Consider the following 23,296-nt stretch of genomic DNA (forward strand, 5'->3'; position numbering starts at 1 on the left):
TCTTCAAGGAAACGCCCTATGGCCGACAACAATCAGGGAACGACTTCTCCGTCCCTCAACATTCTTGCCCAGTACATCAAGGACTTCTCCTTCGAGAACCCGGGCGCGCCGCGTTCGCTTCAGGCTCGTGACAAGGCGCCGGCCATCAATATCAATGTCAACGTCAATGCCAACCCGCTGTCAGATACCGACTTCGACGTTGTGCTGGCGCTGAACGCGGAAGCCAAGGACGGCGACAAGGTCGTGTTCGTCAGCGAGCTGGTTTACGGCGGCGTCTTCCGGATCTCCGGTTTTCCGCAGGAGCACATGCTGCCGGTTCTCTTCATCGAGTGCCCGCGCCTGCTCTTCCCGTTCGCTCGTCAGATCATTGCCGACGCAACGCGCAATGGCGGCTTCCCGCCGCTGATGATCGATCCGATCGATTTTGCACAGATGTTTGCTCAGCGCGTGGCGGAAGAACAGTCCCGCGCCAAGAGCCAGGCAGCTCCGAACTGATACGCCTCATATGATGCGAGACTTGAGAAAGGGCCCTTGTCGGGCCCTTTTTGTTATCCGTCGTATTTAGCCCAAAGCGCCTTGCCGCCGAGCCGCGCGACGAGCTTGGCGTGTCCCTCGACTTCCATCGCCGACAGGCGCGGCGCCAATGGACGCGGTCGGTCATAGCTGATCTCGACCACGTCATCGACTTCGCTCGACTGGTTGCGCCGGGTCTCGATCGTCGTCAGGCCGAAAGCGGCCTGCCGCCCACCCAGCATCTCGATATAGACTTCCGCCAGGAGTTCGGAGTCGAGCAAGGCGCCGTGCTTGGTACGGTGGGAGTTGTCGATCCCATAGCGGCGGCACAGAGCATCCAGAGAATTGGGGCTCATCGGATGCTTGCGACGCGCAAGCGCAAGCGTGTCGACGACCATGTCCGATGGTACGGGTGGGAGGCCAAGCCGTTCGAATTCCGCGTTGATGAAGCCCATGTCGAACGTGGCGTTATGGGCGATCCACTTGGCGCCGTCGAAGAATTCCTGCAGGTCAGAGACGATATCCGCAAAGAGCGGCTTGTCCTTCAGAAAGTCGTCGGTGATGCCATGGACGGCAAGCGCGTCGGGGTGAACCTTGCGGTCGCCCGGGTTGATGTAGACATGGAAGGTGCGACCCGTCGGAAAATGATTGAGCAGTTCGATACCGCCGATTTCAATGACGCGGTCGGCCTTGTTGTCGAGACCCGTGGTTTCCGTATCGAAGATGATCTCACGCATGGTTCGTCCGTTTTGCCTGCTCGCGTAATTCTCTGACGATGGTTTTGACCTGGGCACGGGCGCTGTCAATGCCCTGACCCGTATCGATGATGTAATCGGCCTTGGCGCGTTTCTCGGCATCCGGCACCTGGCGTGCGAGGATGAGCTGAAACTTCTCCTCGGTCATTCCGGGCCTCGCCAGAACACGTGTTCTCTGGATCTGCGGATCACAGCTGACCACGATGATCCTGTCGACACGATTCTGTCCACCGGTCTCGAAGAGCAGCGGGATGTCGAGTATTACCAGGTCCTGTCCAAGGTCTCGCTGCCGATCCAGAAAGGCCTTTTCCCGCGCCCGGACCAGCGGATGAACGATGGCTTCGAGTTCCCTGAACTTAGCCGGATTCTTTGCCAGATTCGCCGACAGCAACTGACGGTCTACAGCTCCATCGACAATGACGTCGGGGAAGAGTTCAGCGACCGGCGGAACGGCTTCCGAACGATAGAGATCATGAACCACCTGGTCGGCGTCGTTTACGGGCACGCCCTCCTCCGCAAACATTGCGGCAGTGGTTGATTTCCCCATACCGATCGATCCGGTCAGACCAAGGATGATCATTGATGCGCCTCGATATCCTCGAGCACGAGGCGTCGCAGCTCGGTTGTCACCTCGGGCTTTTTGCCGAACCACCGTTCGAACCCCGGGACCGCCTGATGGAGCAACATGCCCAGGCCATCCACCGTATTCAGGCCAAGCTGCTCGGCCTGCAACAGAAATGGTGTCTTCAACGGCACATAGACAATGTCAGTGACAACAGCATCGCTCCGCATCCGGTCAAAAGCCAGTGTCGGCGCTGCCGACCCATCCATCCCCAGGGACGTCGTGTTGACGAACAATCCGGCGCCCTCCAACAGGGCATCCAGTGCTTCCATACCGTGTGCCTCAAGGGGCGGTCCGAAACGATGGACAAGTTCTCGGGCGCGGTCGACCGTGCGGTTGACGACATGGATCTCGGGTATCTGGCGATCGCGAAGCGCCTGAAGAATAGCACGGCTGGCGCCCCCTGCCCCCAAAACGATGGCGCGTCCTACCTTGTCCCAGCCGGGTTGTTGCAAGTCCAGATTGGCAAGGAAGCCGACACCATCGGTGTTCGTGGCATGCAACAATCCATCTTCACGCCAAAGGGTATTGGCAGCTCCCAACTCCTCGGCGACCGGGTCGATGCGATCGGCAAGACTGCAGGCCGCCTCCTTGTGGGGGATGGTCACATTGCCACCTCGATAGGGGCTATCGGCACGCTTCAGCTGTGCGATGAAGTCCGCAAAATTCTCCGGCGCAACTGCAACTCTCTCGTAGGAGCCAGGCAGTCCATATTGATCGAGCCAATAGCCATGAATGATCGGCGAGCGGGAATGCTTGATCGGATAGCCGGCGACAAAAGCACGGGGCGGGAATGTTTCACGTGAATCACGCATGGTTAATCTCATGTTGACGAAGGGCCGCAAGCAGCGGCAAAAGGGGCAGACCCAATATCGTGAAATAGTCGCCGGCGATCGTATCGAACAACTGTACGCCCTCCCCTTCAAGCTGATAGCAGCCCACACTCGACAAGACGGCGTCACCGTTGCGCTGCAGATAGCCGGCGAGGAACTCATCCGAGAATTCGCGCACCTGCATGCAGGCTTTCACGGCTTCGCTCCACAGCAGCTGCTCGTCTCGGACGAGACAAACCGCGCTGTTTAGGAAATGCGCCCGTCCCCGCAAGGCGAGCAATGTCACCCGCGCCTCGGCTATCGAATTCGCCTTGTGAAAAATCTTCGGACCCAAAGACATGGTCTGGTCGCAGCCGATCACATAAGCGCCTGGAAAACGTCGTGAAACCTCGATGGCCTTGGCCAAAGCGAGATGGCGCGCAACGGAGACCGGGTCCCGTCCGGCGAGCGGCAGGTTCTCTTCAATCGCCCGTTCATCGACCGAGGCAGGAACCGCACTAAATTCAAGACCGGCATTTCTAAGGAGCATCTGCCGCGCCTTGCTGCCAGACGCGAGAATCAAGGATGAGCTCATGACGATACCTTCGTAATGGCAATGGTCATCGCTTAGCGCGGCTTTGGACGCAGGGCAAGAATGGCCGCCGCGGTCTCTTCGATCGAGCGTCGGGTGACATCGATCAGCGGCCAGTTGTTGCGGGCACACAGCGAACGCGCATATTTCAGTTCTTCGGTGATCGATGCCCGATCAACATATTCGCTTTTGTCATAACCAGCCGTTGCGCCGAGAATCCGGTTCTCCCGCACCTGCGAGATCCGATCCGATGTCGCGATCAGCCCGACGACCAGAGGCCGGGTCGCCGTCAGAAGTCCATCAGGGAGTGGCACGCCCGGGACGATCGGCAGGTTGGCGGTCTTGATCCCGCGATTGGCGAGATAGATGCTTGTCGGTGTTTTCGATGTCCGGCTGATGCCGATGATGACCACATCCGCCTGGTCATAATCTTCAGGAGCCTGCCCATCGTCGTGGTCCATGGTGAAATTGAGCGCTTCAATCCGCGCGAAATACTCGGCATTCAGCACATGCTGGGCACCGACCCGGCCACGCGAGGGTGCTCCCAGATAGGCCTGAAACTTTTCGATGATCGGGGCCAGCACATTGACGCAGGGCAGGCCGAGTTCATGACAGCCGGTTTCAACGAGCGCGGCGAGGTCCTGATCGACGATGGTATAGAGAACGATCCCAGGCTCTCGATCAAGCGCTTCGATGAGCGCCTTGATCTGCTTCTTGCTGCGGATGAGCGGGTAGACGTGCTCGATGGCGTTCGAACCGCGGAACTGTGCGGCTGCGGCTCGGCCAGCCGAGATCAGAGTCTCACCGGTTGAGTCAGAAATCAGGTGGAGATGGAAGAAGTTTTTCCGGTTCTCCACGTTGTTCACCGTGCCCTGTTGATTGTTTGGGATAAACAGAGGTAGCGGCGATGCGGGCGAAGGGGCAAGAGGAAAAGTGCCGATTTATCCACAATCGGTCACCAACCGGTCTTCGAATTTCGGGGGTTGTGAATTGTGGTGACGAAAGAGGGATGCCCGATCCTGATCGACTCCCCATCCCCTGTTAACGGTCTCTGATTGCCTCTTGGAAGTAGATGGAATCGCGGGTTAATTTCGGGTTATCCCCATTATCCCTGTAGCATTTGGCACCTAGCAGCCGATTCCGGATGGATTGGCAATATTGCGAGAACAAGCTGTGGCTCTGGATTAATCCTTGATAGTCAGAGACTCTTAGAAATAGAAGAAGATTCAATATCTCTTTTCTTTTTTGAAAGGGCTTGAGCCTTGAGCACGACGAACCGAAAAGTCCTCGACGTCTTGGATGGGAAAACGGTGACGCCGCCGCCCATCTGGCTCATGAGACAAGCGGGACGCTATCTGCCGGAATACCGGGAGACCCGTCAGAAAGCCGGGAGCTTCCTCGATCTCTGTTACTCGCCGGAATTTGCGACAGAGGTCACTCTCCAGCCGATCCGGCGCTACGGCTTCGATGCTGCGATCCTCTTCTCCGACATTCTGGTGATCCCAGATGCGTTGCATCGCAATGTGCGCTTCTCCGAGGGTCATGGTCCGCAGATGGATCCGATCGATGTCGATGGCATCAAGGGGCTCTCGACCGATGGTGTGATGGATCACCTGAAGCCGGTCATGCAGACGGTGTCGAAGTTGCGCTCCGAACTGCCGTCGGAAACCACGCTGCTCGGCTTCTGTGGCGCGCCCTGGACGGTTGCAACCTACATGATCGCCGGACATGGCACACCCGATCAGGCCCCTGCCAGGCTCTTTGCCTATCGTCATCCGGAGGTCTTTGCGCGGCTGCTCGATTTTCTCGCTGACGTGTCTGCGGATTATCTGGTTGCACAGATCGATGCCGGCGCGGACGCCGTGCAGATCTTCGATTCCTGGGCTGGCGTTCTCGGTGAGGCCGAGTTCGAAGCCTATGCCGTTCGTCCCGTTCGCCGGATCATCGACTCGGTCAAGTGGCGCCGGCCGCAGGCCAAGGTCATCGCCTTTGCCAAGGGTGCCGGTATCCTGTTGAAGCACTACCGCCAGGATACGAATGCCGATGCCATTGGCCTCGACTGGTCCGTCCCGTTGAGCTTTGCCGTTGAGCTGCAGAAGGACGGGCCTGTTCAGGGCAATCTTGATCCCATGCGGGTTGTCGCCGGTGGTGCGGCCTTGAAGGACGGCATTGATGCGATCCTGCAGGCTCTAGGACACGGCCCGCTGATCTTTAACCTCGGACACGGAATCACACCGCAAGCCGATCCCCAGCATGTCAGCGAACTGGTGGCACAGGTCAGGAGCTTCGGCTGAGGATGGAAAAGCAGATTGACGAGAAGCCGGGAGCCCAGGCCGCCAGAAAGGCGGCGACGGCGCTTGTTTTCTTCGCATTGATTGGCGGCGGTATCATGCTGGCAGGACCTGACCAGGCCTATCCCTGGATCAAGGCGCTGCACGTGATTGCCATCATCTCGTGGATGGCCGGCATGCTCTACCTGCCCCGGCTCTTCATCTATCACTCGGACTGTGACCCTTCCTCGCAGCAGGCGAAAACCTTTGCGGTGATGGAGGCTCGGCTGATGAAGGTGATCATGAACCCCGCGATGGTCGTGTCCTGGGTGCTTGGCCTCTATCTCGCCTGGCAGGTCTTCGCGTTTCAGGGTGGCTGGCTGCATGCAAAAATCGCGGCCGTCATCGCGCTTTCCGGCGTTCACGGCTATTTCTCCAAGGCTGTGAAGTCTTTCGGCCGCGGGGAGTACATTCGCACGCCTCGCTACTGGCGGATGATGAACGAAGCACCGACGCTGTTGATGATCGTGATCGTCGTGCTTGCGGTGGTGAAGCCTTTCTGAACTTTCGGCTGATCACGCATTATTTTCATGCGCACGGGCTTTTCGCTTGCGGTCGAATCCGCGAGTCGCTATTTTCGCGCCACTTCCTCTTTTGGCTTGCGTAATATTCAGTCATTTGCGGCCTTCGCGATCGTACCGAATTCCACCAGCTCGCCGTTCCCCTTCAAAATACCTATCTGACGTGGTCTCCCTTCATGGCTGAAATGAAGCTACAAGAACTCAAAAGCAAATCGCCGACCGATCTCCTGACCTTCGCCGAATCGCTCGAAGTTGAAAATGCGAGCACGATGCGCAAGCAGGAGCTGATGTTTGCGATCTTGAAGATGCTTGCGAGCCAGGACGTGGAGATCATCGGCGAAGGCGTCGTTGAAGTTCTTCAGGATGGCTTCGGTTTCCTTCGCTCAGCGAATGCAAACTACCTGCCAGGCCCAGACGACATCTACATCTCCCCGTCACAGATCCGTCGTTTCTCGCTGAAAACAGGCGATACCGTCGAAGGTCCGATCCGCGGCCCGAAGGAAGGTGAACGCTATTTTGCGCTTCTGAAGGTCAACACGATCAATTTCGAGGATCCGGAAAAGATCCGCCACAAGGTTCACTTCGACAACCTGACGCCGCTCTATCCGAACGAGCGGTTCAAGATGGAACTGGATGTTCCGACCTCGAAGGATCTGTCCGCCCGCGTGATCGATCTCGTCGCGCCGCTCGGCAAGGGCCAGCGCGGACTGATCGTTGCTCCGCCGAGAACCGGTAAGACCGTTCTCCTGCAGAACATTGCCCATTCGATCACGGCCAACCATCCGGAATGTTATCTGATCGTTCTCCTGATCGATGAACGCCCGGAAGAAGTGACCGACATGCAGCGCTCGGTGCGTGGCGAGGTCGTGTCCTCCACCTTCGATGAACCGGCGGTGCGTCACGTTCAGGTGGCAGAAATGGTCATCGAGAAGGCGAAGCGCCTCGTCGAGCATGGCCGTGACGTCGTCATTCTCCTGGACTCGATCACGCGCCTCGGTCGAGCCTACAACACCGTTGTGCCTTCATCGGGTAAGGTTCTGACCGGTGGTGTTGACGCAAATGCCCTGCAGCGCCCGAAGCGCTTCTTCGGTGCTGCCCGTAACATCGAGGAAGGCGGCTCGCTGACGATCATTGCGACGGCCCTGATCGATACCGGCAGCCGTATGGACGAAGTCATCTTCGAAGAGTTCAAGGGTACGGGTAACTCAGAAATCGTGCTCGACCGTAAGGTTGCCGACAAGCGCATCTTCCCGGCCATGGATATCCTCAAGTCCGGTACGCGTAAGGAAGACCTGCTCGTGCCGCGCCAGGATCTCCAGAAGATCTTCGTTCTGCGCCGCATTCTCGCACCGATGGGTACCACGGATGCGATTGAATTCCTCATCGACAAACTCAAGCAGACGAAGAACAACGGCGACTTCTTCGACTCGATGAACACCTGATGTGGTGCCGGTTGCTACCGGCAGCCTCAGGCCTTGCCTGTGGGTGATCTCGTGACAGCGCGATCCGATACGATTTGTGCCCTTGCGTCCGGCGGCTTGCCCGCCGGCGTTGCCGTTATCAGGGTCAGCGGTCCCTCCTGCTTCGATGCAGTCCGCCAGATGGTCGGGTCGTTGCCGCAGCCGCGCTTGGCTTCTCTGCGGACGATCAACACGGTTGATGGCGAGTTTCTTGATCGCGGTCTTGTTCTTGTTTTCCCGGGACCCAATTCCTTCACCGGCGAAGATTGCGTTGAGCTGCATCTGCATGGCGGTCGCGCGGTCGTCAACGCTGCTCTCCGATCTTTAGCCGGATTCAACGGCGTTCGACTGGCAGAAGCTGGCGAGTTTTCACGACGTGCGTTTGAGAACGGCAAGATGGATCTTGTCGAGGTTGAAGGTCTCGCTGACTTGCTCAGCGCCGAGACCGAAATGCAGAGAAGGCTCGCGGGGGAACAGGCCAACGGTCATCTCTCAGCCGTTTACGACGAATGGCGCGAAAAGCTGGTTTTCGTTCGCTCGATGCTTGAGGCGGAGCTGGATTTCAGCGACGAAGGCGACATTCCAGGTTCTGTGTCGGATCGAGTTTGGGCCGATGTTGCCGGACTCAAGGCACAGGTGGATCGGGCAATCAGTCATCTTCGGGCGGGTGAGATCATCCGCGACGGGTTCAAGGTAGCTCTGGCGGGTCTTCCGAATGCAGGCAAATCAAGCCTGATGAATGCGCTGGCGCAGCGCGATGTGGCCATCGTAACGCCGATTGCCGGTACGACCCGTGACGTGGTTCGCTGTGAACTGGATATCGATGGATACAAGTTCGAACTCTTTGATACCGCCGGTCTCAGGGATACGGATGACCTCGCCGAGCAAGAGGGAATCCGGCGGGCGTTCCGGACGATCAATGATGCCGACCTCATTCTGCATCTGATTGACCTGTCCGAGAATGCCGATCCGGAGTTGATGGACTTCGAGCGACCCGTTTTGCGCATCGGGTCCAAAGTCGATCTCGCATGCGACCTTTCAACAGCTGAGGCGTATGATCTCTGCGTCTCTTCGGCGACGGGGGAAGGTCTCGAACTCCTTCGCGAGAGGCTGCTTGAGGCAGTCACAAGCCATACGCAGGTTGAAAGCCTTGCAATTCCAAGCCGTTTGAGGCATGCAGAGCGCCTTCGCTCGGCGTCACGGCATCTTGCATCGGCGCTTGAGGGCGGCGGGCTGCCGCTTGAGATCCGAGCCGAAGAGCTGCGATTGGCATCCGTCGAGCTGGCGAGAGTGACCGGTCGAATCGATACCGAAACGCTTTTGGGTAAGATCTTCTCCGAATTCTGTGTCGGCAAGTGATTCACGTGAAACAGGCTGTACCCCGATCATGTCTGAGAGACATTTCGATGTAATTGTTGTTGGCGGCGGTCATGCCGGTACCGAAGCGGCTGCCGCAGCGGCACGCATGGGCGCCAGAACCGCGCTTGTGACACACAAGGCCGAAACGATCGGCGTCATGTCCTGTAATCCGGCCATCGGCGGCTTGGGCAAAGGCCATCTCGTTCGCGAGATCGATGCACTCGATGGCATCATGGGCCGCGCCGCGGACGAAGGCGGTATCCAGTTCCGCATGTTGAACCGGAAAAAGGGCCCGGCAGTCTGGGGCCCACGCACGCAGGCCGATCGCAAGCTCTATCGCCTGGCTGTGCAGCGCCTCCTCGCGGAAACCCCGAACCTCGAGATCATCGAAGGTGGTGTGGTCCGTTTCGTTCGTGACTCTACCGAAATAAATGGCGTTATCCTTGATAACGGACTGCAGCTCCATTCTGCAGCAGTCGTGTTGACAACGGGTACGTTTCTTAACGGTCTCATCCATATCGGCGACAAGAAGATCGCCGCAGGCCGTGTCGGTGAGGCCCCTGCCCTGGGATTGAGCGGTGATCTGGCGGCGCTGGGTCTGAAGCTTGGTCGTCTGAAAACCGGCACTCCGGCGCGCCTGGACCGCAAAACCATTCGTTGGGAGGATCTGGAAGTCCAGGAGGCGGATGAGAACCCGATTCCCTTCTCATTCATGACGGAATCGGTCACAACGCCTCAGATTGCTTGCGGTATCACGCGCACAACGGCAGAAACCCACCGTATCATCCGGGAGAATATCCACCGGTCCGCCATGTATTCCGGCCAGATCGAGGGCGTTGGACCGCGATATTGCCCCTCGATCGAAGACAAGATCAATCGTTTCGGAGATCGTGATGGCCATCAGATCTTTCTGGAGCCGGAGGGGCTCGATGACGACACCATTTATCCAAACGGGATCTCGACTTCTTTGCCGGAAGAGGTCCAGGAGCAGTTCATTCGCTCTATCCCGGGGCTCGAGAATGTCCGGATCCTGCAGCCGGGTTATGCGATCGAGTATGACTATGTCGATCCGCAGCAGCTCGATCTGTCTCTGGCAGTCAAGGGCGCAAAGGGCTTGTACCTGGCTGGTCAGATCAATGGTACCACAGGTTATGAAGAGGCTGGCGCTCAAGGCCTGCTGGCCGGTATCAATGCGGCCCGGCTCGCGGCCGGGCAAAGCGGTTTCTCCTTCAGCCGCACGGATTCCTATATCGGCGTCATGATTGATGACCTGACGTCGCGCGGTGTGGCGGAGCCCTATCGCATGTTCACGTCCCGGGCCGAATATCGCCTGTCGCTGCGTGCTGACAATGCCGATATGCGCCTGACGCCCTATGGTATCGAGCTTGGTTGCGTGTCTTCGGAACGGGCCCAGAAGTTCGAGGCCTATCGCAGCCAGCGCGAGGGACTTTACGAACAGCTCGGATCGCTCACTGCCTCGCCCAACGAAATGGCGCTCGCCGGCGTGGTTATCAACCAGGATGGTCGTCGTCGTTCTGCTCGAGAGATTCTGTCCTATCCGGACATCAACTGGGTACAAGTTGTTCAGGTCTGGCCCGAGTTGAAGTGCGTGGATACGAAGATCGCAACCGCCGTTGAGATCGATTGCCTGTACCACGTCTATCTTGAGCGACAGTTGGCGGATATCGAAGGGTTGCGTGCTGAAGAGGAGCGCGTCATTCCCGATAACTTCGACTATTCCGCCCTATCCGGTCTCTCCAACGAGCTGAAGATCAAGCTCGTCGCCAACAAACCCCGCAATATTGCCCAGGCAAGCCGGCTTGAGGGTATGACGCCGGCTGCCGTCGCCTTGCTTGTCGCGCATCTGCGCAAGAACCAAATCAATAAGTTGGCATCCTGATATGCAAAGAATGAAAAGCGCTCCGTATGGAATCGATGTTTCACGTGAAACGCAGGAGCGCCTTGATCGCTTTGCCAACCTTTTCCTGAAATGGGCCGCAAGAATCAATTTGATTGCGCCATCGACGGTCGAACAGCTCTGGACACGGCACATCGCAGACTCGTTGCAACTCCGAAACATTGTGCCGAGGCCGGGTCGATGGATCGATCTCGGGAGTGGGGGCGGATTTCCAGGGATCATCACCGCCATCACCCTGATGGAAGATCAGGCCGGTTGGGTCGATCTGGTCGAAAGCAACAACAAGAAGTGCGGTTTTCTGCGGACGGCGATCACGGAGATTGGTGCACGGGCATCCGTTCACCCTCTGCGGATCGAGGATGCGGCAAATACGCTGGCCGCACCTGATTTCATCTCGGCGCGTGCGCTTGCCGAGCTCGATCTTTTGTTCGCCTATGCTCAACCCTGGGCGCTTGCCAATCCTGATCTGAAACTGATCTTCCATAAAGGTCGGGATTACCAGCAGGAAATCGATAAAGCGCGTGGTCGCTGGGACTTCGATCTGATAAAACATCAAAGCGTTGTCGAGGCGGATTCCGTTATTCTGGAGATCGCCTCCCTGGCGCGCAGGGTTTAACGCTTCGGGTGCCAAATGAGTCTCGAAAAGAACCGCATCATCACCATCGCCAATCAAAAGGGCGGCGTGGGCAAGACCACAACAGCGATCAACCTGGCAACCGCCCTGGCGGCCATCGGTGAGCGTGTGCTCATCGTTGACCTCGATCCGCAGGGAAATGCCAGCACGGGCCTCGGGATTGACCGCCGCGATCGCCGCTTGTCGTCCTATGATGTGCTGATTGGTGCGAACTCCATCAGCGAAGCGGCACTGCAGACGGCCGTGCCCAATCTTTCGATCGTGCCCTCGACGATGGATCTGCTCGGCTTCGAGATGGAGATCTCCCAACAGGCAGATCGGGTATTCCGCCTCAAAAAGGCGCTCAATCTCGATGATGCGCGTGCCTACAGCTATGTGCTGCTCGATTGCCCGCCTTCATTCAATTTGTTGACGATGAACGCCATGGCCGCCGCACACTCCGTGCTGGTGCCGCTGCAGTGTGAATTCTTCGCGCTGGAGGGCTTGAGCCAGCTTCTCGAGACCATCAACCAGGTGCGGCAGAGTGTGAATCCGACCCTGGATATCCAGGGCATTGTGCTGACCATGTTCGATGCCCGCAACAATCTTGCGCAGCAGGTGGTCAGTGATGTGCGCGAGCATCTTGGCGAAAAGGTCTACACGACCCTTATTCCGCGCAATGTGCGCGTATCCGAGGCGCCATCCTATGGTAAGCCGGCTATCCTTTACGACCTGAAATGCGCCGGTAGCCAGGCCTACCTGCAGCTGGCATCCGAGGTCATCCAGCGTGAGCGGCAGCGCAAAGCAGCCTAATCTTCGTACAAGGGTGTGAGTATGAGCGAAGACGTATCGAAACGGCGCCTGGGGCGTGGACTTGCAGCACTGATCGGCGAAATGGATCAGCCCGTTCCCGTCGGTGAGACGCGTCCCGCGATCAGTGCCGACCGCACTGTTCCGATCGAATTCGTCGCGCGCAGCCCGAAAAATCCCCGCCGCTATTTCGACGAGACAGAGCTTCAGGACCTCGCCGGTTCCATTCGCCAGCACGGGATCGTGCAGCCGGTCGTCGTACGCACCATCGGCAGTGATCGTTATGAAATCATTGCCGGTGAGCGTCGCTGGCGTGCCGCGCAGCTTGCGGGCCTGGTCGAGATCCCGGTCATCGTCCGGGACGTCGACGATAGGACGGCGCTGGAGCTCGCGATTGTCGAAAACGTCCAGCGCGCAGATCTCAACCCGCTCGAAGAGGCGCTCGGCTACGAGCAGTTGATCGCCGAGCACGGCTATACCCAGAATGATCTCGGGGAAATCATCGGCAAGAGCCGCAGCCATGTGGCAAACAGCCTGCGACTGTTGAAGCTGCCAGACCCGGTCCGGGACATGCTGGCGGATGGCAGCCTGTCGGCCGGTCATGCGCGCGCTCTGGTATCAACACCTGATCCAGTCATGCTCGCCAAGACGATTGCCCAGAAGGGGCTTTCCGTTCGCGATGCGGAGAAGCTGGCCCAGAACCACATCAAGGCGCAGCAGGCCCCTGCCCCGGCTGAGACCCGGGAAGCCAAGGATTCCGATACGATTGCGCTGGAGCGCAGCCTGTCGGATCGTCTTGGTCTTTCGGTCTCGATCAACCACAAGGGTGGCGGTGGCCAGTTGAAGATCAATTACAAGACGCTGGATCAGCTCGAAGAGATTTGCCGGCTTCTCGAAGCGCGTTGATCAGCCCCGACGATTGCGCCTTGCAGACTGCAGCGTGGTTGCGAGCAGGGTCTGGATCGCCAGATTGTCTTCCAGGGGCGCGTTTTGTCTGCTCTGCAGAATGGCTGCGTTGAGCCGCGCGCTCTCGCGTGCGAGATCGGCACTGTTCCAGTTCCGTAACGCTTTTTCGATGATCGGCTTTCGCTTGAAATGGATGCCGCGCCCCAGCGTCTGCATGACCTGGGCTGCCTGCTGCTGACGCTCTTCCATCTCCAGCCGCATGGTTTCCAGAAGCTGGATCTGTTTCATTGTGCCCTGCAGGACGAGAAAGACAGCGGTCTTCGACGCAATGACCTTCTGGATGGCGTGAAGGAAGCCGTCCGGATCACCTGATAGCACCGCGTCGACAACTTCGTCTGTCGATACGGCACTCGCATCGCCGACAATCTCCAGAACGTGGCGCTCGTCGATCAGATCATCCTTCATGCAATAGAGCACGAGCTTTTGGATTTCGTTGCGCGACGCAATGCGGTCGCCGCCAATCGATTCGACCAGCAGTTCACGCGCTGCCGGGGTGATCCTCAGGTTGGCGGCCGAGAGTTCGGTGTCGATCAATCCGTTCAGGGCACGGGCATCATCCTGGTAGCAGGCGATGCAAGCGATGCTGCGCTCACCTTCGGCCACCTTCCTGAGCGCTGATCCCTTTTTCAGGTCACCTGCTTCGATCAGGAGATAGCTGCCCTCGGGCGGGTTTGCAGCGAGATGGGAGAGCCCATCGACAAGCTGCTTCTCGTTGGCCGCACCGCGGACCCAGATCAGCTTTTCTCCACCAAACAGACCGAAGGCGTTGACTTCATCTACCAAGCGGCCGGGATCGGATTGAATATCGGAAACATCCAGCCGGATCAGCGCGAAACCGTCATTGAGATCCACACCTGTCTTCCCAGCAATGGCCCCTGCCCGCTCGGCGACAAGACCGCGGTCGGGCCCGTAAACAACGAACATGCGGTAATGCCTCGCCGACTTGGCGAGGAAACCCTCAAACTCGTGGGACTTGATGTCTACCATGGCCGCAAATCAGCGACCGAGAGCCATGGCAAGATCGGCGTAGATCAGTTCAGCGAGTTCAAGGGCGGCGCGTGTTTCAGCGTCACGCGCGGCGCGAAGCTTTGCGAATTCCTGACGCGGATAGTCGAAGAGCGCAACACCCGTACGACGGCCTGTCTTCAGAACGGTGTCATCCGAAATCCGCTTCAGGGTGTAGCTGCCGACGACAACCGCACGGCCGGCATTTGCCGTGTCCGACGTATCATCAAGCAAAACGCCCTCGACCCCGCCGCTGACGCTCAACTCGACACGATATTCCGGTGTCTTCGTCTCATCACCGCCGCTGGTCAGGAAGATCAGACGATTGCGCGTTTCCAGACCAACCCGGCTCGTTGCTTCCGAATAGGCGATCGCGGCGAGAGCGCCGCGCGTTTCACCATTGGCATCCTGATAAAGCGGTCTCGCCTGGCAGCCAGCCAGAAGCAGAGCCGCACCAATCAACAGCGAGCGCCGAAGCACCGTGGAAGGCTTGAGTTCAGAGGACAATATTCACGATCCTTAGCGGGACAACGATGATCTTCTTCGGAGCCTGACCGCCGAGGGCGGCCTGGACGGCGTCAAGAGCCAGTACGGCCTCCTGGACTGCATTCTGGTCTGCGTCGCGTGCGATTGTCAATTCGGCGCGCTTCTTGCCGTTGATCTGCACAGGCAGGACAATTTCGTTTTCAGCAACGAGGCCTTCGTCGAATTGCGGCCAGGATGCCTTGGCGACAAGACCCTGATTGCCGAGGACGGACCAGCATTCTTCGGCCAGATGCGGTGTCATCGGCGCGATCAGCTGCACGAGGATGTCGGCGGCATTGCGGACAGCGGCGACATAGGCAGCGTCACCCTGCCCCGCCGCGACATTGGTCAGCGGTGCTGCGAGTGCATTCACCAGTTCGTAAATGCGCGCAATCGCCTTGTTAAAGGCGAGCTTGTCCAGGTCGCTCTGAACCGCCTTCAGCGTCTTGTGGGCAATCTGCGAAACGACAAGCCCTTCGCCTTCCTTAGCCGGATTCGCTTGAACGGACTTCAGTCTGTCGGCCGCTTCCGAAACCAGGCGCCAGACGCGCTGGACGAAGCGGTGGGCGCCTTCGACACCCGATTCGGACCAGATCACATCGCGATCCGGCGGCGAATCCGACAGTACGAAGAAGCGAGCGGTGTCGGCGCCGTAAGAGCCGATGATGTCATCGGGATCCACGACGTTCTTCTTCGACTTCGACATCTTCTCGATCGAGCCAATCTTGGCTTCCTGACCATTGCTGAGCAGGAAAGCACGGCGAGTTCCATCGGCTTCCTCGATGCGCAGGTCTGCCGGGGCCACCCATTCACGCTCGAGGCCCTCGCCGATGCTGTAGGTTTCATGCACAACCATGCCTTGGGTGAAGAGGCCCTTGAAGGGTTCCTTCAGGTCCAGATGCCCGGTCTCGCGCATGGCGCGGGTGAAGAAGCGCGAATAGAGCAGATGCAGGATCGCGTGCTCGATGCCGCCGATATACTGGTCGACCGGCAGCCAGTGATTGGCAACTGCGGGATCCGTCGGATTGTCTTCCCAGGGTGCGGTAAAGCGGGCGAAGTACCAGCTGGAATCGACAAAGGTGTCCATGGTGTCCGTCTCGCGACGGGCGTCCTTGCCGCAGTGGGGGCAGGCGACATGGCGCCAGGTGGGATGACGGTCGAGCGGATTGCCCGGCTTGTCGAAGCTGACGTCGTCCGGAAGCTTGACCGGCAGGTCCTTCTTCGGGACGGGTACGACGCCGCAGTCATCGCAATGGATGACCGGGATCGGGCAGCCCCAATAGCGCTGACGGGAAATGCCCCAGTCACGCAGACGGAAATTCACCTTGCGTTCGCCCTGCGGTGCGCCGTTCAGCTGCTGCGACGACAGGCGGTTCGCAACTTCCTCGAAGGCGTCCGTTGTCGAAAGTCCGTCCAAGAAACGCGAATTGATCATGACGCCGTCATCGGTGAAGGCGATGTCGCCGATCGCAAAGCTTTCGGCATCACCATCCTTCGGCATCACGACGGGAACGACCGGCAGATCATATTTGCGGGCGAAGTCCAGGTCACGCTGGTCGCCGGACGGGCAGCCGAAGATCGCGCCCGTGCCGTATTCCATCAGGACAAAGTTCGCGACATAGACCGGCAGCTCCCAGCTCGGGTCGAGCGGGTGCTTCACACGAATACCGGTGTCGATGCCCTTCTTCTCGGCTCTTTCGAGTGCCGCGAGCGACGTGCCGGCATGCCGGCATTCCTGGCAGAAGGCGTCAACGTCGGCGTTGCGGGCTGCCGCTTCCTTGGCCAAGGGGTGATCGGCAGCGATCGCCAGGAAGGATGCACCAAACAGAGTATCGGGACGCGTGGTGTAGACGGTCACTTCGCCGGCTTCGCTGCCGGAGGCAACCTCCCAGCGGACCAACATGCCTTCCGAGCGACCGATCCAGTTCTTCTGCATCAGCCGGACCTTTTCCGGCCAGTTATCGAGCTCGTCGAGGGCGTCGAGCAGGTCCTGGCTGAAATCGGTAATCTTGAAGAACCACTGGGTCAGTTCGCGCTGTTCGACCAAAGCGCCCGAGCGCCAGCCGCGGCCATCGATTACCTGCTCATTGGCGAGCACGGTCATGTCTTCCGGGTCCCAGTTGACCTTGGAATTCTTGCGGTAGACCAGGCCCTTCTCCAGGAAATCCAGGAAAAGGTGCTGCTGACGGTGGTAGTAGTCGACGTCACAAGTTGCGAATTCGCGCGACCAGTCGAGCGACAGGCCCATGGACTTCAGCTGGCCGCGCATGGTTGCGATGTTTTCGTAGGTCCAGACCTTGGGGTGGACCTTGTTCTTCATAGCGGCATTTTCGGCTGGCATGCCGAAGGCGTCCCAACCCATGGGATGGAGCACGTTGTAGCCGCGGGCGCGCTTGTAGCGGGCTACGACATCGCCCATGGCATAGTTGCGGACATGGCCCATATGGATGCGGCCCGACGGGTACGGGAACATCTCAAGCACGTAGTATTTCTCGCGCGGGTCGGCATTGTCGGTCTCGAAGACCTTGTCTTCGGACCATTTCGCCTGCCAACGGGGCTCGGCGTCGCGCGGATTGTAACGTTCGGTAGCCATGGATCGCATTTCCGGGAATAGCATCAAAAAGAGAGGGCCGACCTTCATCACGAAACCGGCCAAGCGTCAAGTTTTTGAGGCATTCACACGGGCTTTCCGGGCAGGCGCTTGCCAACCCCCGAGCCTCGGATTAACCCCTTGCCGAAAGATCTGGTGACGCCAGATATCAGGCAGATGAAAACGAGGATTGGGCATGTCGGTTGAAGAGCGGCTTCAGGACGTCCGGGATAAGATCGCAAGTGCAGCGCAGGAAGCCGGTCGTAAGCCGGATTCGATTTCACTCGTTGCGGTTTCCAAGACCTTCGATGCTGAGCATATCCGCCCGACGATCGTCGCAGGACAGCGGGTGTTTGGGGAAAACCGGGTCCAGGAAGCCCAGGGGAAATGGCCAAACCTGAAAGCGGAAACCCCTGACCTCGAGCTGCATCTCATTGGCCCCCTTCAGTCCAACAAGTCAGCCGATGCCGTGGCCCTTTTCGATGTCATCGAAACGGTTGATCGCGAGAAAATCGCCCGGGCGCTCGCAGAGGAAACGAAGCGGCAGAACCGCTCGATCCGCTTCTACATTCAGGTCAATACCGGTCTTGAGCCTCAGAAGGCCGGTATTGCGCCCGATGACGTTGCGTCTTTTGTCACGCTTTGCCGGGATGAACTCGCGATGCAGGTTGAAGGCCTGATGTGCATTCCGCCGGTCGACGAAAACCCGGGGCCCCATTTTGCCCTGCTGGCCAAACTCGCTGGAGAAAACGGACTGTCAAAGCTCTCGATGGGCATGTCCGGCGATTTCGAGACGGCCATCGGCTTCGGGGCAACGAGCGTGCGCGTCGGCTCCGCCATATTTGGCACACGTTAATTTGCCTTAGACCTTCGGCATAGCGCTTTGGTCTCTCTTTCCTCCTCCCTTCGTCGATCCTAAAATGATGCCAAAGGCGAAAGCCTCAAGCGTTGTCATGGGAGGATCGACATGCGCGACAGCTATCAGGACATCTATGATTCCTGGAAGGCGAACCCCGAGGGCTTCTGGGAGGCTGCGGCGAAAGACATCCACTGGTTCAAGCCACCCGAGAGCGTCTTCGATCCGTCCCAGGGCACCTATGGTCGGTGGTTTGCGGGTGGCGAGACCAATACATGCTACAACTGTGTCGACCGGCATGTTGAAGCGGGTCGCGGTGCCGAGACCGCCGTCATCTACGACAGCCCGATGACCGGGCAGACGGCGCGCTACAGCTATGACCAGGTGCTGGTCGAGGTGTCGGCGATTGCTGCGGTCTTGCGCAATCATGGTGTCGGCAAGGGTGACCGCGTCATCATCTACATGCCGATGATCCCGGAAGCCGTGTTCTCCATGCTCGCCTGTGCGCGCATCGGTGCCGTGCATTCGGTGGTCTTCGGCGGTTTCGCGGCACATGAACTGGCAACCCGCATCGACGATTCCGGCGCGAAAGTGGTCATCGGCGCCAGCTGTGGCCTCGAGCCGGGCCGCATCGTTCCCTACAAGCCGTTGCTAGATCAGGCGATCGACATGGCCAAGGTCAAGCCGAACTACTGCCTGATCCTGCAGCGCGACCAGTACCACGCGCCGCTGCGCTATGAACATGGCGATGTCGATCTCGCCCAGGCCATCGAGCAGGAAAAGATCAACGGCTCGTCTGTCGATTGCGTGCCTGTGGCGGCAACCGACCCCCTCTATGTTCTCTACACATCCGGTACCACCGGCCAGCCAAAGGGCGTGGTGCGCGACAATGGCGGGCATATGGTCGCGCTCAACTGGAGCATGAAGAACATCTATGGCGTGAAGCCCGGCGAAGTCTTCTGGGCGGCCTCGGATATCGGCTGGGTCGTCGGTCATTCCTATATCGTCTACGGGCCGCTTCTGGCGGGCAATGCCACCGTGGTTTTCGAAGGCAAGCCTGTGGGGACGCCCGATGCCGGGACTTTCTGGCGCGTGGTCAGCGATCACGATGTCAAAGCCCTGTTCACCGCACCGACGGCTTTCCGCGCGATCCGCCGTGACGATCCCGACGGCGAGCATGTTGCCCGCTATGACATCTCCGGGCTCCGCGCCCTGTTTCTGGCCGGCGAGCGGGCCGATCCGGAAACCCTCAAATGGGCCGAGCGGATCCTGAAGATCCCGGTCATCGATCACTGGTGGCAGACGGAGACGGGCTGGGCGATTGCCGCCAATCCCGCAGGCCTCGGGCTGCTTCCCGTGAAACATGGCTCACCGACCAAGGCCATGCCGGGCTATGCGCTCGAAGTCCTGGACGATGCCGGCCACCCGGTCGCCCCAGGCACGCTTGGCAATATCGTGGCCAAGCTTCCCCTGCCTCCAGGCTGCCTGGTGACGTTCTGGAATGCTGACGATCGCTTCCGGAGTTCGTGCCTCGAAGAATTCCCGGGCTACTACAAGACCGCCGATGCCGGGATCATCGATGAGGACGGCTACGTCTTCGTCATGGCCCGCACGGACGACATCATCAATTGTGCCGGTCATCGCCTCTCCACCGGCGCCATGGAAGAGGTCTGCGCCATGCATCCCGATGTGGCGGAATGCGCGGTCATTGGCATCGCCGACGAGCTGAAGGGGCAGATCCCCTGTGGCTTCCTGGTGCTGAAGAAGAACGTGCATCGCGATCACGCTCTGATCTCCAAGGAAGTCGTCCAGCTGGTGCGGGATGAGATCGGGCCGGTGGCCGCCTTCAAGATGGTGCTGATGGTCGATCGTCTGCCGAAGACGCGGTCAGGCAAGATCCTGCGGGGGACCATGCAGAAGATTGCCGACGGTCTGCCCTGGAAGATGCCGGCGACGATCGACGATCCCGCAATCCTGGATGAAATCACCGCCGTGCTGCAGGCGCATGGCCAGGTGCCAGTCGTGGCGAAGGCCGCCGCCAGCGCGTAAACCCAAATTGCGGGTAATAAAAAACCCCGGCTGCCATAGGCTGCCGGGGTTCGATGTATTGTAAACGTGATCAGTACTGATCGTCTTCGTCGTCGTTGCGGCGGTCCGACTTGAGCGACTGCAGCTTGGCGAAGACCGCGTTGGCGTCGATTTCCTTTTCTTCCTCACGGTCGTAGCCGAAGCCGAGGTTTTCGGTCTCGCTGGCCGACTGAAGCGTTGCGCCGAGTTCGGCTGCGGTCGGAAGCGGACGGCCCTTCGATGCCTTTTCAACTTCCAGGTCGAGATCGATCTGGCTGCAGAGACCGAGGGTCACCGGATCCATCGGCGTCAGGTTGGCCGAGTTCCAGTGGGTGCGCTCGCGGATCTGTTCGATCGTCGACTTCGTGGTGCCGACGAGACGGGAGATCTGGGCGTCCTTCAGTTCCGGATGGTTGCGAACCAGCCAGAGAATGGCGTTCGGGCGATCCTGGCGCTTGGAGACCGGCGTGTAGCGCGGGCCGCGGCGCTTGTTGTCGGGAACGCGAACCTTCGGCTCGGAAATCTTCAGCTTGTAGTTCACGTCCTTTTCGGCGCGGGCGATTTCGTCGCGCGAGAGCTGGCCGGTTGCGATCGGGTCGAGACCCTTGATGCCCTGGGCTGCTTCGCCGTCCGCAATCGCCTTCACCTCGAGCGGATGCAGTTTGCAGAACTGCGCGATCTGGTCGAATGACAGAGCGGTATTGTCGACGAGCCATACGGCGGTCGCCTTCGGCATGAGCAGTGTCTGGGCCATAGATACAATCCTTCTGAGGGTCCGCGCCGGTTGTCGCGGGCCGTGGGTTTAAACCACTATTTCCGGGAATTCGGCGTCCTTATAGCGATTATGTAACGAAATTGCAATTCGCGAAGTCACGAATGACCTTTGTCTAATTGCTGGCCATATTGCACCTGCTATGAATGGCGTCGATAGGCCGGGGAGGACGGTCCTGGTCGCCAGTAGTGGCCCGTCAACATGAGGAGGAGTTCATGTCAGCCAAAACCTATCCGGTGCTGAAATCCGCAAAAGTCCGCGCTCTGATCGATGATGACAAATACCAGAAATGGTATCAGGAAAGCATCGAAGACCCCGAGAAGTTCTGGGGCAAGCACGGTAAGCGGATCGACTGGTTCAAGCCGTATACGAAGGTCAAGAACACGTCGTTCAAGGGCAAGGTCCCGATCAAGTGGTTCGAGGACGGGCTTACCAACGTTTCCTACAACTGTATCGATCGTCACCTGAAGACGCATGGCGAACGCACCGCCATCATCTGGGAAGGTGACAATCCCTATATCGACAAGAAGATCACCTATAACGAGCTCTACGAGCAAGTTTGCCGCATGGCGAATGTCTTGAAGAAGCACGGCGTCAAGAAGGGTGATCGCGTCACGATCTACATGCCGATGATCCCGGAAGCGGCCTATGCGATGCTCGCCTGCGCCCGCATCGGGGCAGTTCATTCGGTCGTCTTCGGCGGCTTCTCGCCGGAAGCGCTGGCGGGTCGTATCGTCGACTGCGAATCAACCTTCGTGATCACCTGCGACGAGGGCGTGCGCGGCGGCAAGCCGGTGCCGCTTAAGGAGAACACCGACGTTGCGATCGACATCGCTGCCAAGCAATATGTCATCGTCAACAAGGTGCTGGTCGTTCGCCGCACCGGCGGCAAGATCGGCTGGGCGCCGGGTCGCGACATTTGGTATCACCAGGAAATGCATACCGTGAAGCCGGAATGCCCGCCGGTGAAGATGAAGGCGGAAGACCCGTTGTTCATCCTCTACACCTCGGGTTCGACAGGCAAGCCGAAGGGCGTCATGCACACGACGGGTGGTTACCTCGTCTATGCTTCGATGACGCATGAATATGTCTTCGACTATCACGATGGCGATATCTACTGGTGCACGGCCGATGTCGGCTGGGTCACCGGTCACTCCTACATCGTCTACGGGCCGCTTTCGAATTGCGCCACGACGCTGATGTTCGAGGGCATTCCGACATTCCCGGACCAGGGTCGCTTCTGGGAGGTGATCGAGAAGCACAAGGTCAACATCTTCTACACCGCACCGACCGCCATCCGCTCGCTGATGGGGGCCGGCGACGATTTCGTCAAGCGCTCGGATCGCTCGTCGCTGCGCCTTCTCGGCTCGGTCGGCGAACCGATCAATCCGGAAGCCTGGGAGTGGTATTACAACGTCGTCGGCGAACAGAAGTCGCCCGTCGTCGATACCTGGTGGCAGACGGAAACCGGCGGCATCATGATCACGCCGCTGCCGGGTGCAACGCCGCTGAAGCCCGGTTCAGCCACGCGTCCGTTCTTCGGGGTGAAGCCCGAACTCGTCGATAACGAAGGCAAGGTGCTGGAAGGGGCGACCGACGGCAACCTCTGCATCACCGACAGCTGGCCGGGCCAGGCCCGTTCGGTCTATGGCGATCACGACCGCTTCGTGCAGACCTACTTCTCGACTTACAAGGGCAAGTATTTCACGGGTGACGGCTGCCGCCGCGATGAAGACGGCTACTACTGGATCACGGGTCGCGTGGACGACGTTCTGAACGTCTCCGGCCACCGTCTGGGAACGGCGGAAGTCGAATCGGCGCTGGTCTCGCACCACCTCGTCTCGGAAGCGGCCGTCGTCGGCTATCCGCACAACATCAAGGGTCAGGGCATCTATTGCTATGTCACCCTGATGGCGGGTCATGAGGGCAACGATGCGCTGCGGGCCGATCTGGTGAAGCATGTCCGCACGGAAATCGGACCGATTGCGACGCCGGACAAGATCCAGTTCGCACCAGGTCTGCCGAAGACCCGTTCCGGCAAGATCATGCGTCGTATCCTGCGCAAGATCGCCGAGGATGATTTCGGTGCACTGGGGGATACTTCCACCTTGGCGGATCCGGCTGTTGTCGATGACCTGATCGCCAACCGTCAGAACAAGACCGGCTGATCAGATCAGGCCGTGAGAGACAGACAGGGGCTTCCTCGCGGG

21 protein-coding genes are annotated in these 23,296 nt (G+C 59.1%); 12 read left to right on the plus strand and 9 right to left on the minus strand.

Annotated features, from left to right (window positions below; genetic code table 11):
- Positions 1–18: 18 nt before the first annotated feature.
- On the plus strand, positions 19–495 hold the full coding sequence (gene secB, locus AC1PUL_RS18720) for a protein-export chaperone SecB (RefSeq protein WP_298463019.1): 477 nt from the start codon (positions 19–21) through the stop codon (positions 493–495).
- A gap of 53 nt (positions 496–548) precedes the next feature.
- On the opposite strand, the gene dnaQ is transcribed toward secB, so the two are convergent.
- The 5 genes from dnaQ to AC1PUL_RS18745 are packed head-to-tail and all read right to left on the minus strand — an operon-like array spanning position 549 to position 4,151.
- Complete coding sequence (gene dnaQ / locus AC1PUL_RS18725; protein WP_480465555.1) at positions 549–1,250, minus strand: DNA polymerase III subunit epsilon; 702 nt, start codon at positions 1,248–1,250, stop codon at positions 549–551.
- Positions 1,243–1,848, minus strand: a complete 606-nt coding sequence (gene coaE, locus AC1PUL_RS18730; RefSeq protein WP_480465556.1) for a dephospho-CoA kinase — start codon at positions 1,846–1,848, stop codon at positions 1,243–1,245. The genes dnaQ and coaE overlap by 8 nt, the downstream gene beginning before the upstream one ends.
- A complete protein-coding gene (locus tag AC1PUL_RS18735) occupies positions 1,845–2,705 on the minus strand; it encodes a shikimate dehydrogenase (protein ID WP_480465557.1) in 861 nt (286 codons plus the stop codon). The genes coaE and AC1PUL_RS18735 overlap by 4 nt, the downstream gene beginning before the upstream one ends.
- On the minus strand, positions 2,698–3,297 hold the full coding sequence (locus AC1PUL_RS18740) for a Maf family protein (RefSeq protein WP_480465558.1): 600 nt from the start codon (positions 3,295–3,297) through the stop codon (positions 2,698–2,700). Before AC1PUL_RS18740 ends, AC1PUL_RS18735 begins: the two co-directional genes overlap by 8 nt.
- 32 nt (positions 3,298–3,329) lie before the next feature.
- Positions 3,330–4,151, minus strand: coding sequence for a pyruvate, water dikinase regulatory protein (locus tag AC1PUL_RS18745; protein WP_185808996.1), 822 nt, complete (start codon positions 4,149–4,151; stop codon positions 3,330–3,332).
- 405 nt (positions 4,152–4,556) lie between these two features.
- On the opposite strand from AC1PUL_RS18745, the gene hemE reads away from it, so the two are divergent.
- From hemE to AC1PUL_RS18785, 8 genes are all read left to right on the plus strand, one after another.
- Positions 4,557–5,588 carry a uroporphyrinogen decarboxylase gene (hemE, locus tag AC1PUL_RS18750; protein ID WP_480465559.1) on the plus strand — a complete coding sequence of 344 codons (1,032 nt, stop codon included), beginning with the start codon at positions 4,557–4,559 and terminating at the stop codon, positions 5,586–5,588.
- A gap of 2 nt (positions 5,589–5,590) precedes the next feature.
- On the plus strand, positions 5,591–6,127 hold the full coding sequence (gene hemJ, locus AC1PUL_RS18755; RefSeq protein ID WP_480465560.1) for a protoporphyrinogen oxidase HemJ: 537 nt from the start codon (positions 5,591–5,593) through the stop codon (positions 6,125–6,127).
- Positions 6,128–6,321: 194 nt separating this feature from the next.
- On the plus strand, positions 6,322–7,587 hold the full coding sequence (rho, locus tag AC1PUL_RS18760) for a transcription termination factor Rho (RefSeq protein ID WP_185808999.1): 1,266 nt from the start codon (positions 6,322–6,324) through the stop codon (positions 7,585–7,587).
- 51 nt (positions 7,588–7,638) lie between these two features.
- Positions 7,639–8,964 (plus strand): tRNA uridine-5-carboxymethylaminomethyl(34) synthesis GTPase MnmE, encoded by a 1,326-nt coding sequence (gene mnmE / locus AC1PUL_RS18765; protein ID WP_480465561.1) that lies wholly within the window; start codon positions 7,639–7,641, stop codon positions 8,962–8,964.
- A 28-nt stretch (positions 8,965–8,992) separates the two neighbouring features.
- The gene (gene mnmG, locus AC1PUL_RS18770; protein WP_480465562.1) at positions 8,993–10,864 is read left to right on the plus strand and encodes a tRNA uridine-5-carboxymethylaminomethyl(34) synthesis enzyme MnmG; all 1,872 of its coding nucleotides are present in this window, start codon (positions 8,993–8,995) and stop codon (positions 10,862–10,864) included.
- A gap of 10 nt (positions 10,865–10,874) precedes the next feature.
- On the plus strand, positions 10,875–11,498 hold the full coding sequence (rsmG, locus tag AC1PUL_RS18775; protein WP_480465563.1) for a 16S rRNA (guanine(527)-N(7))-methyltransferase RsmG: 624 nt from the start codon (positions 10,875–10,877) through the stop codon (positions 11,496–11,498).
- 15 nt (positions 11,499–11,513) lie between these two features.
- Positions 11,514–12,308, plus strand: a complete 795-nt coding sequence (locus AC1PUL_RS18780) for a ParA family protein (protein WP_480465564.1) — start codon at positions 11,514–11,516, stop codon at positions 12,306–12,308.
- Positions 12,309–12,329: 21 nt separating this feature from the next.
- Positions 12,330–13,211, plus strand: coding sequence for a ParB/RepB/Spo0J family partition protein (locus AC1PUL_RS18785; protein ID WP_480465565.1), 882 nt, complete (start codon positions 12,330–12,332; stop codon positions 13,209–13,211).
- Here the strand turns inward: AC1PUL_RS18785 and holA are convergent, their stop codons facing one another.
- From holA to leuS, 3 genes are read right to left on the minus strand one after another with little or no spacing between them, the layout of a single operon-like run.
- Positions 13,212–14,258: a DNA polymerase III subunit delta gene (holA, locus tag AC1PUL_RS18790; RefSeq protein WP_480465566.1), complete on the minus strand. Its 1,047-nt coding sequence runs from the start codon at positions 14,256–14,258 to the stop codon at positions 13,212–13,214.
- A gap of 9 nt (positions 14,259–14,267) precedes the next feature.
- On the minus strand, positions 14,268–14,783 hold the full coding sequence (locus AC1PUL_RS18795) for a hypothetical protein (protein WP_480465567.1): 516 nt from the start codon (positions 14,781–14,783) through the stop codon (positions 14,268–14,270).
- A complete protein-coding gene (leuS, locus tag AC1PUL_RS18800) occupies positions 14,773–17,394 on the minus strand; it encodes a leucine--tRNA ligase (RefSeq protein WP_480465568.1) in 2,622 nt (873 codons plus the stop codon). Before leuS ends, AC1PUL_RS18795 begins: the two co-directional genes overlap by 11 nt.
- Before the next feature lie 193 nt (positions 17,395–17,587).
- On the opposite strand from leuS, the gene AC1PUL_RS18805 reads away from it, so the two are divergent.
- Both AC1PUL_RS18805 and AC1PUL_RS18810 read left to right on the plus strand, forming a co-directional pair.
- Entirely contained in the window at positions 17,588–18,247 is a 660-nt protein-coding gene (locus tag AC1PUL_RS18805) for a YggS family pyridoxal phosphate-dependent enzyme (RefSeq protein ID WP_480465569.1), read from the plus strand.
- A 111-nt stretch (positions 18,248–18,358) separates the two neighbouring features.
- Positions 18,359–20,296, plus strand: a complete 1,938-nt coding sequence (locus AC1PUL_RS18810; RefSeq protein ID WP_480465570.1) for a propionyl-CoA synthetase — start codon at positions 18,359–18,361, stop codon at positions 20,294–20,296.
- 70 nt (positions 20,297–20,366) lie between these two features.
- Here the strand turns inward: AC1PUL_RS18810 and AC1PUL_RS18815 are convergent, their stop codons facing one another.
- On the minus strand, positions 20,367–21,068 hold the full coding sequence (locus AC1PUL_RS18815) for a DUF1013 domain-containing protein (RefSeq protein WP_185809010.1): 702 nt from the start codon (positions 21,066–21,068) through the stop codon (positions 20,367–20,369).
- A gap of 233 nt (positions 21,069–21,301) precedes the next feature.
- On the opposite strand from AC1PUL_RS18815, the gene acs reads away from it, so the two are divergent.
- Positions 21,302–23,254, plus strand: a complete 1,953-nt coding sequence (acs, locus tag AC1PUL_RS18820; RefSeq protein ID WP_298462995.1) for an acetate--CoA ligase — start codon at positions 21,302–21,304, stop codon at positions 23,252–23,254.
- Positions 23,255–23,296 lie beyond the last annotated feature (42 nt).

This window comes from Rhizobium sp. P43, assembly GCF_056730705.1.

Coding starts and splice junctions, on each gene's coding strand:
- secB (WP_298463019.1), top strand. CDS start 19: ATGGCCGACAACAATCAGGGAACGACTTCTCCGTCCCTCAACATTCTT.
- dnaQ (WP_480465555.1), bottom strand. CDS start 1,250: ATGCGTGAGATCATCTTCGATACGGAAACCACGGGTCTCGACAACAAG.
- coaE (WP_480465556.1), bottom strand. CDS start 1,848: ATGATCATCCTTGGTCTGACCGGATCGATCGGTATGGGGAAATCAACC.
- AC1PUL_RS18735 (WP_480465557.1), bottom strand. CDS start 2,705: ATGCGTGATTCACGTGAAACATTCCCGCCCCGTGCTTTTGTCGCCGGC.
- AC1PUL_RS18740 (WP_480465558.1), bottom strand. CDS start 3,297: ATGAGCTCATCCTTGATTCTCGCGTCTGGCAGCAAGGCGCGGCAGATG.
- hemJ (WP_480465560.1), top strand. CDS start 5,591: ATGGAAAAGCAGATTGACGAGAAGCCGGGAGCCCAGGCCGCCAGAAAG.
- rho (WP_185808999.1), top strand. CDS start 6,322: ATGGCTGAAATGAAGCTACAAGAACTCAAAAGCAAATCGCCGACCGAT.
- mnmG (WP_480465562.1), top strand. CDS start 8,993: ATGTCTGAGAGACATTTCGATGTAATTGTTGTTGGCGGCGGTCATGCC.
- rsmG (WP_480465563.1), top strand. CDS start 10,875: ATGAAAAGCGCTCCGTATGGAATCGATGTTTCACGTGAAACGCAGGAG.
- AC1PUL_RS18780 (WP_480465564.1), top strand. CDS start 11,514: ATGAGTCTCGAAAAGAACCGCATCATCACCATCGCCAATCAAAAGGGC.
- AC1PUL_RS18785 (WP_480465565.1), top strand. CDS start 12,330: ATGAGCGAAGACGTATCGAAACGGCGCCTGGGGCGTGGACTTGCAGCA.
- holA (WP_480465566.1), bottom strand. CDS start 14,258: ATGGTAGACATCAAGTCCCACGAGTTTGAGGGTTTCCTCGCCAAGTCG.
- leuS (WP_480465568.1), bottom strand. CDS start 17,394: ATGGCTACCGAACGTTACAATCCGCGCGACGCCGAGCCCCGTTGGCAG.
- AC1PUL_RS18805 (WP_480465569.1), top strand. CDS start 17,588: ATGTCGGTTGAAGAGCGGCTTCAGGACGTCCGGGATAAGATCGCAAGT.
- AC1PUL_RS18810 (WP_480465570.1), top strand. CDS start 18,359: ATGCGCGACAGCTATCAGGACATCTATGATTCCTGGAAGGCGAACCCC.
- AC1PUL_RS18815 (WP_185809010.1), bottom strand. CDS start 21,068: ATGGCCCAGACACTGCTCATGCCGAAGGCGACCGCCGTATGGCTCGTC.
- acs (WP_298462995.1), top strand. CDS start 21,302: ATGTCAGCCAAAACCTATCCGGTGCTGAAATCCGCAAAAGTCCGCGCT.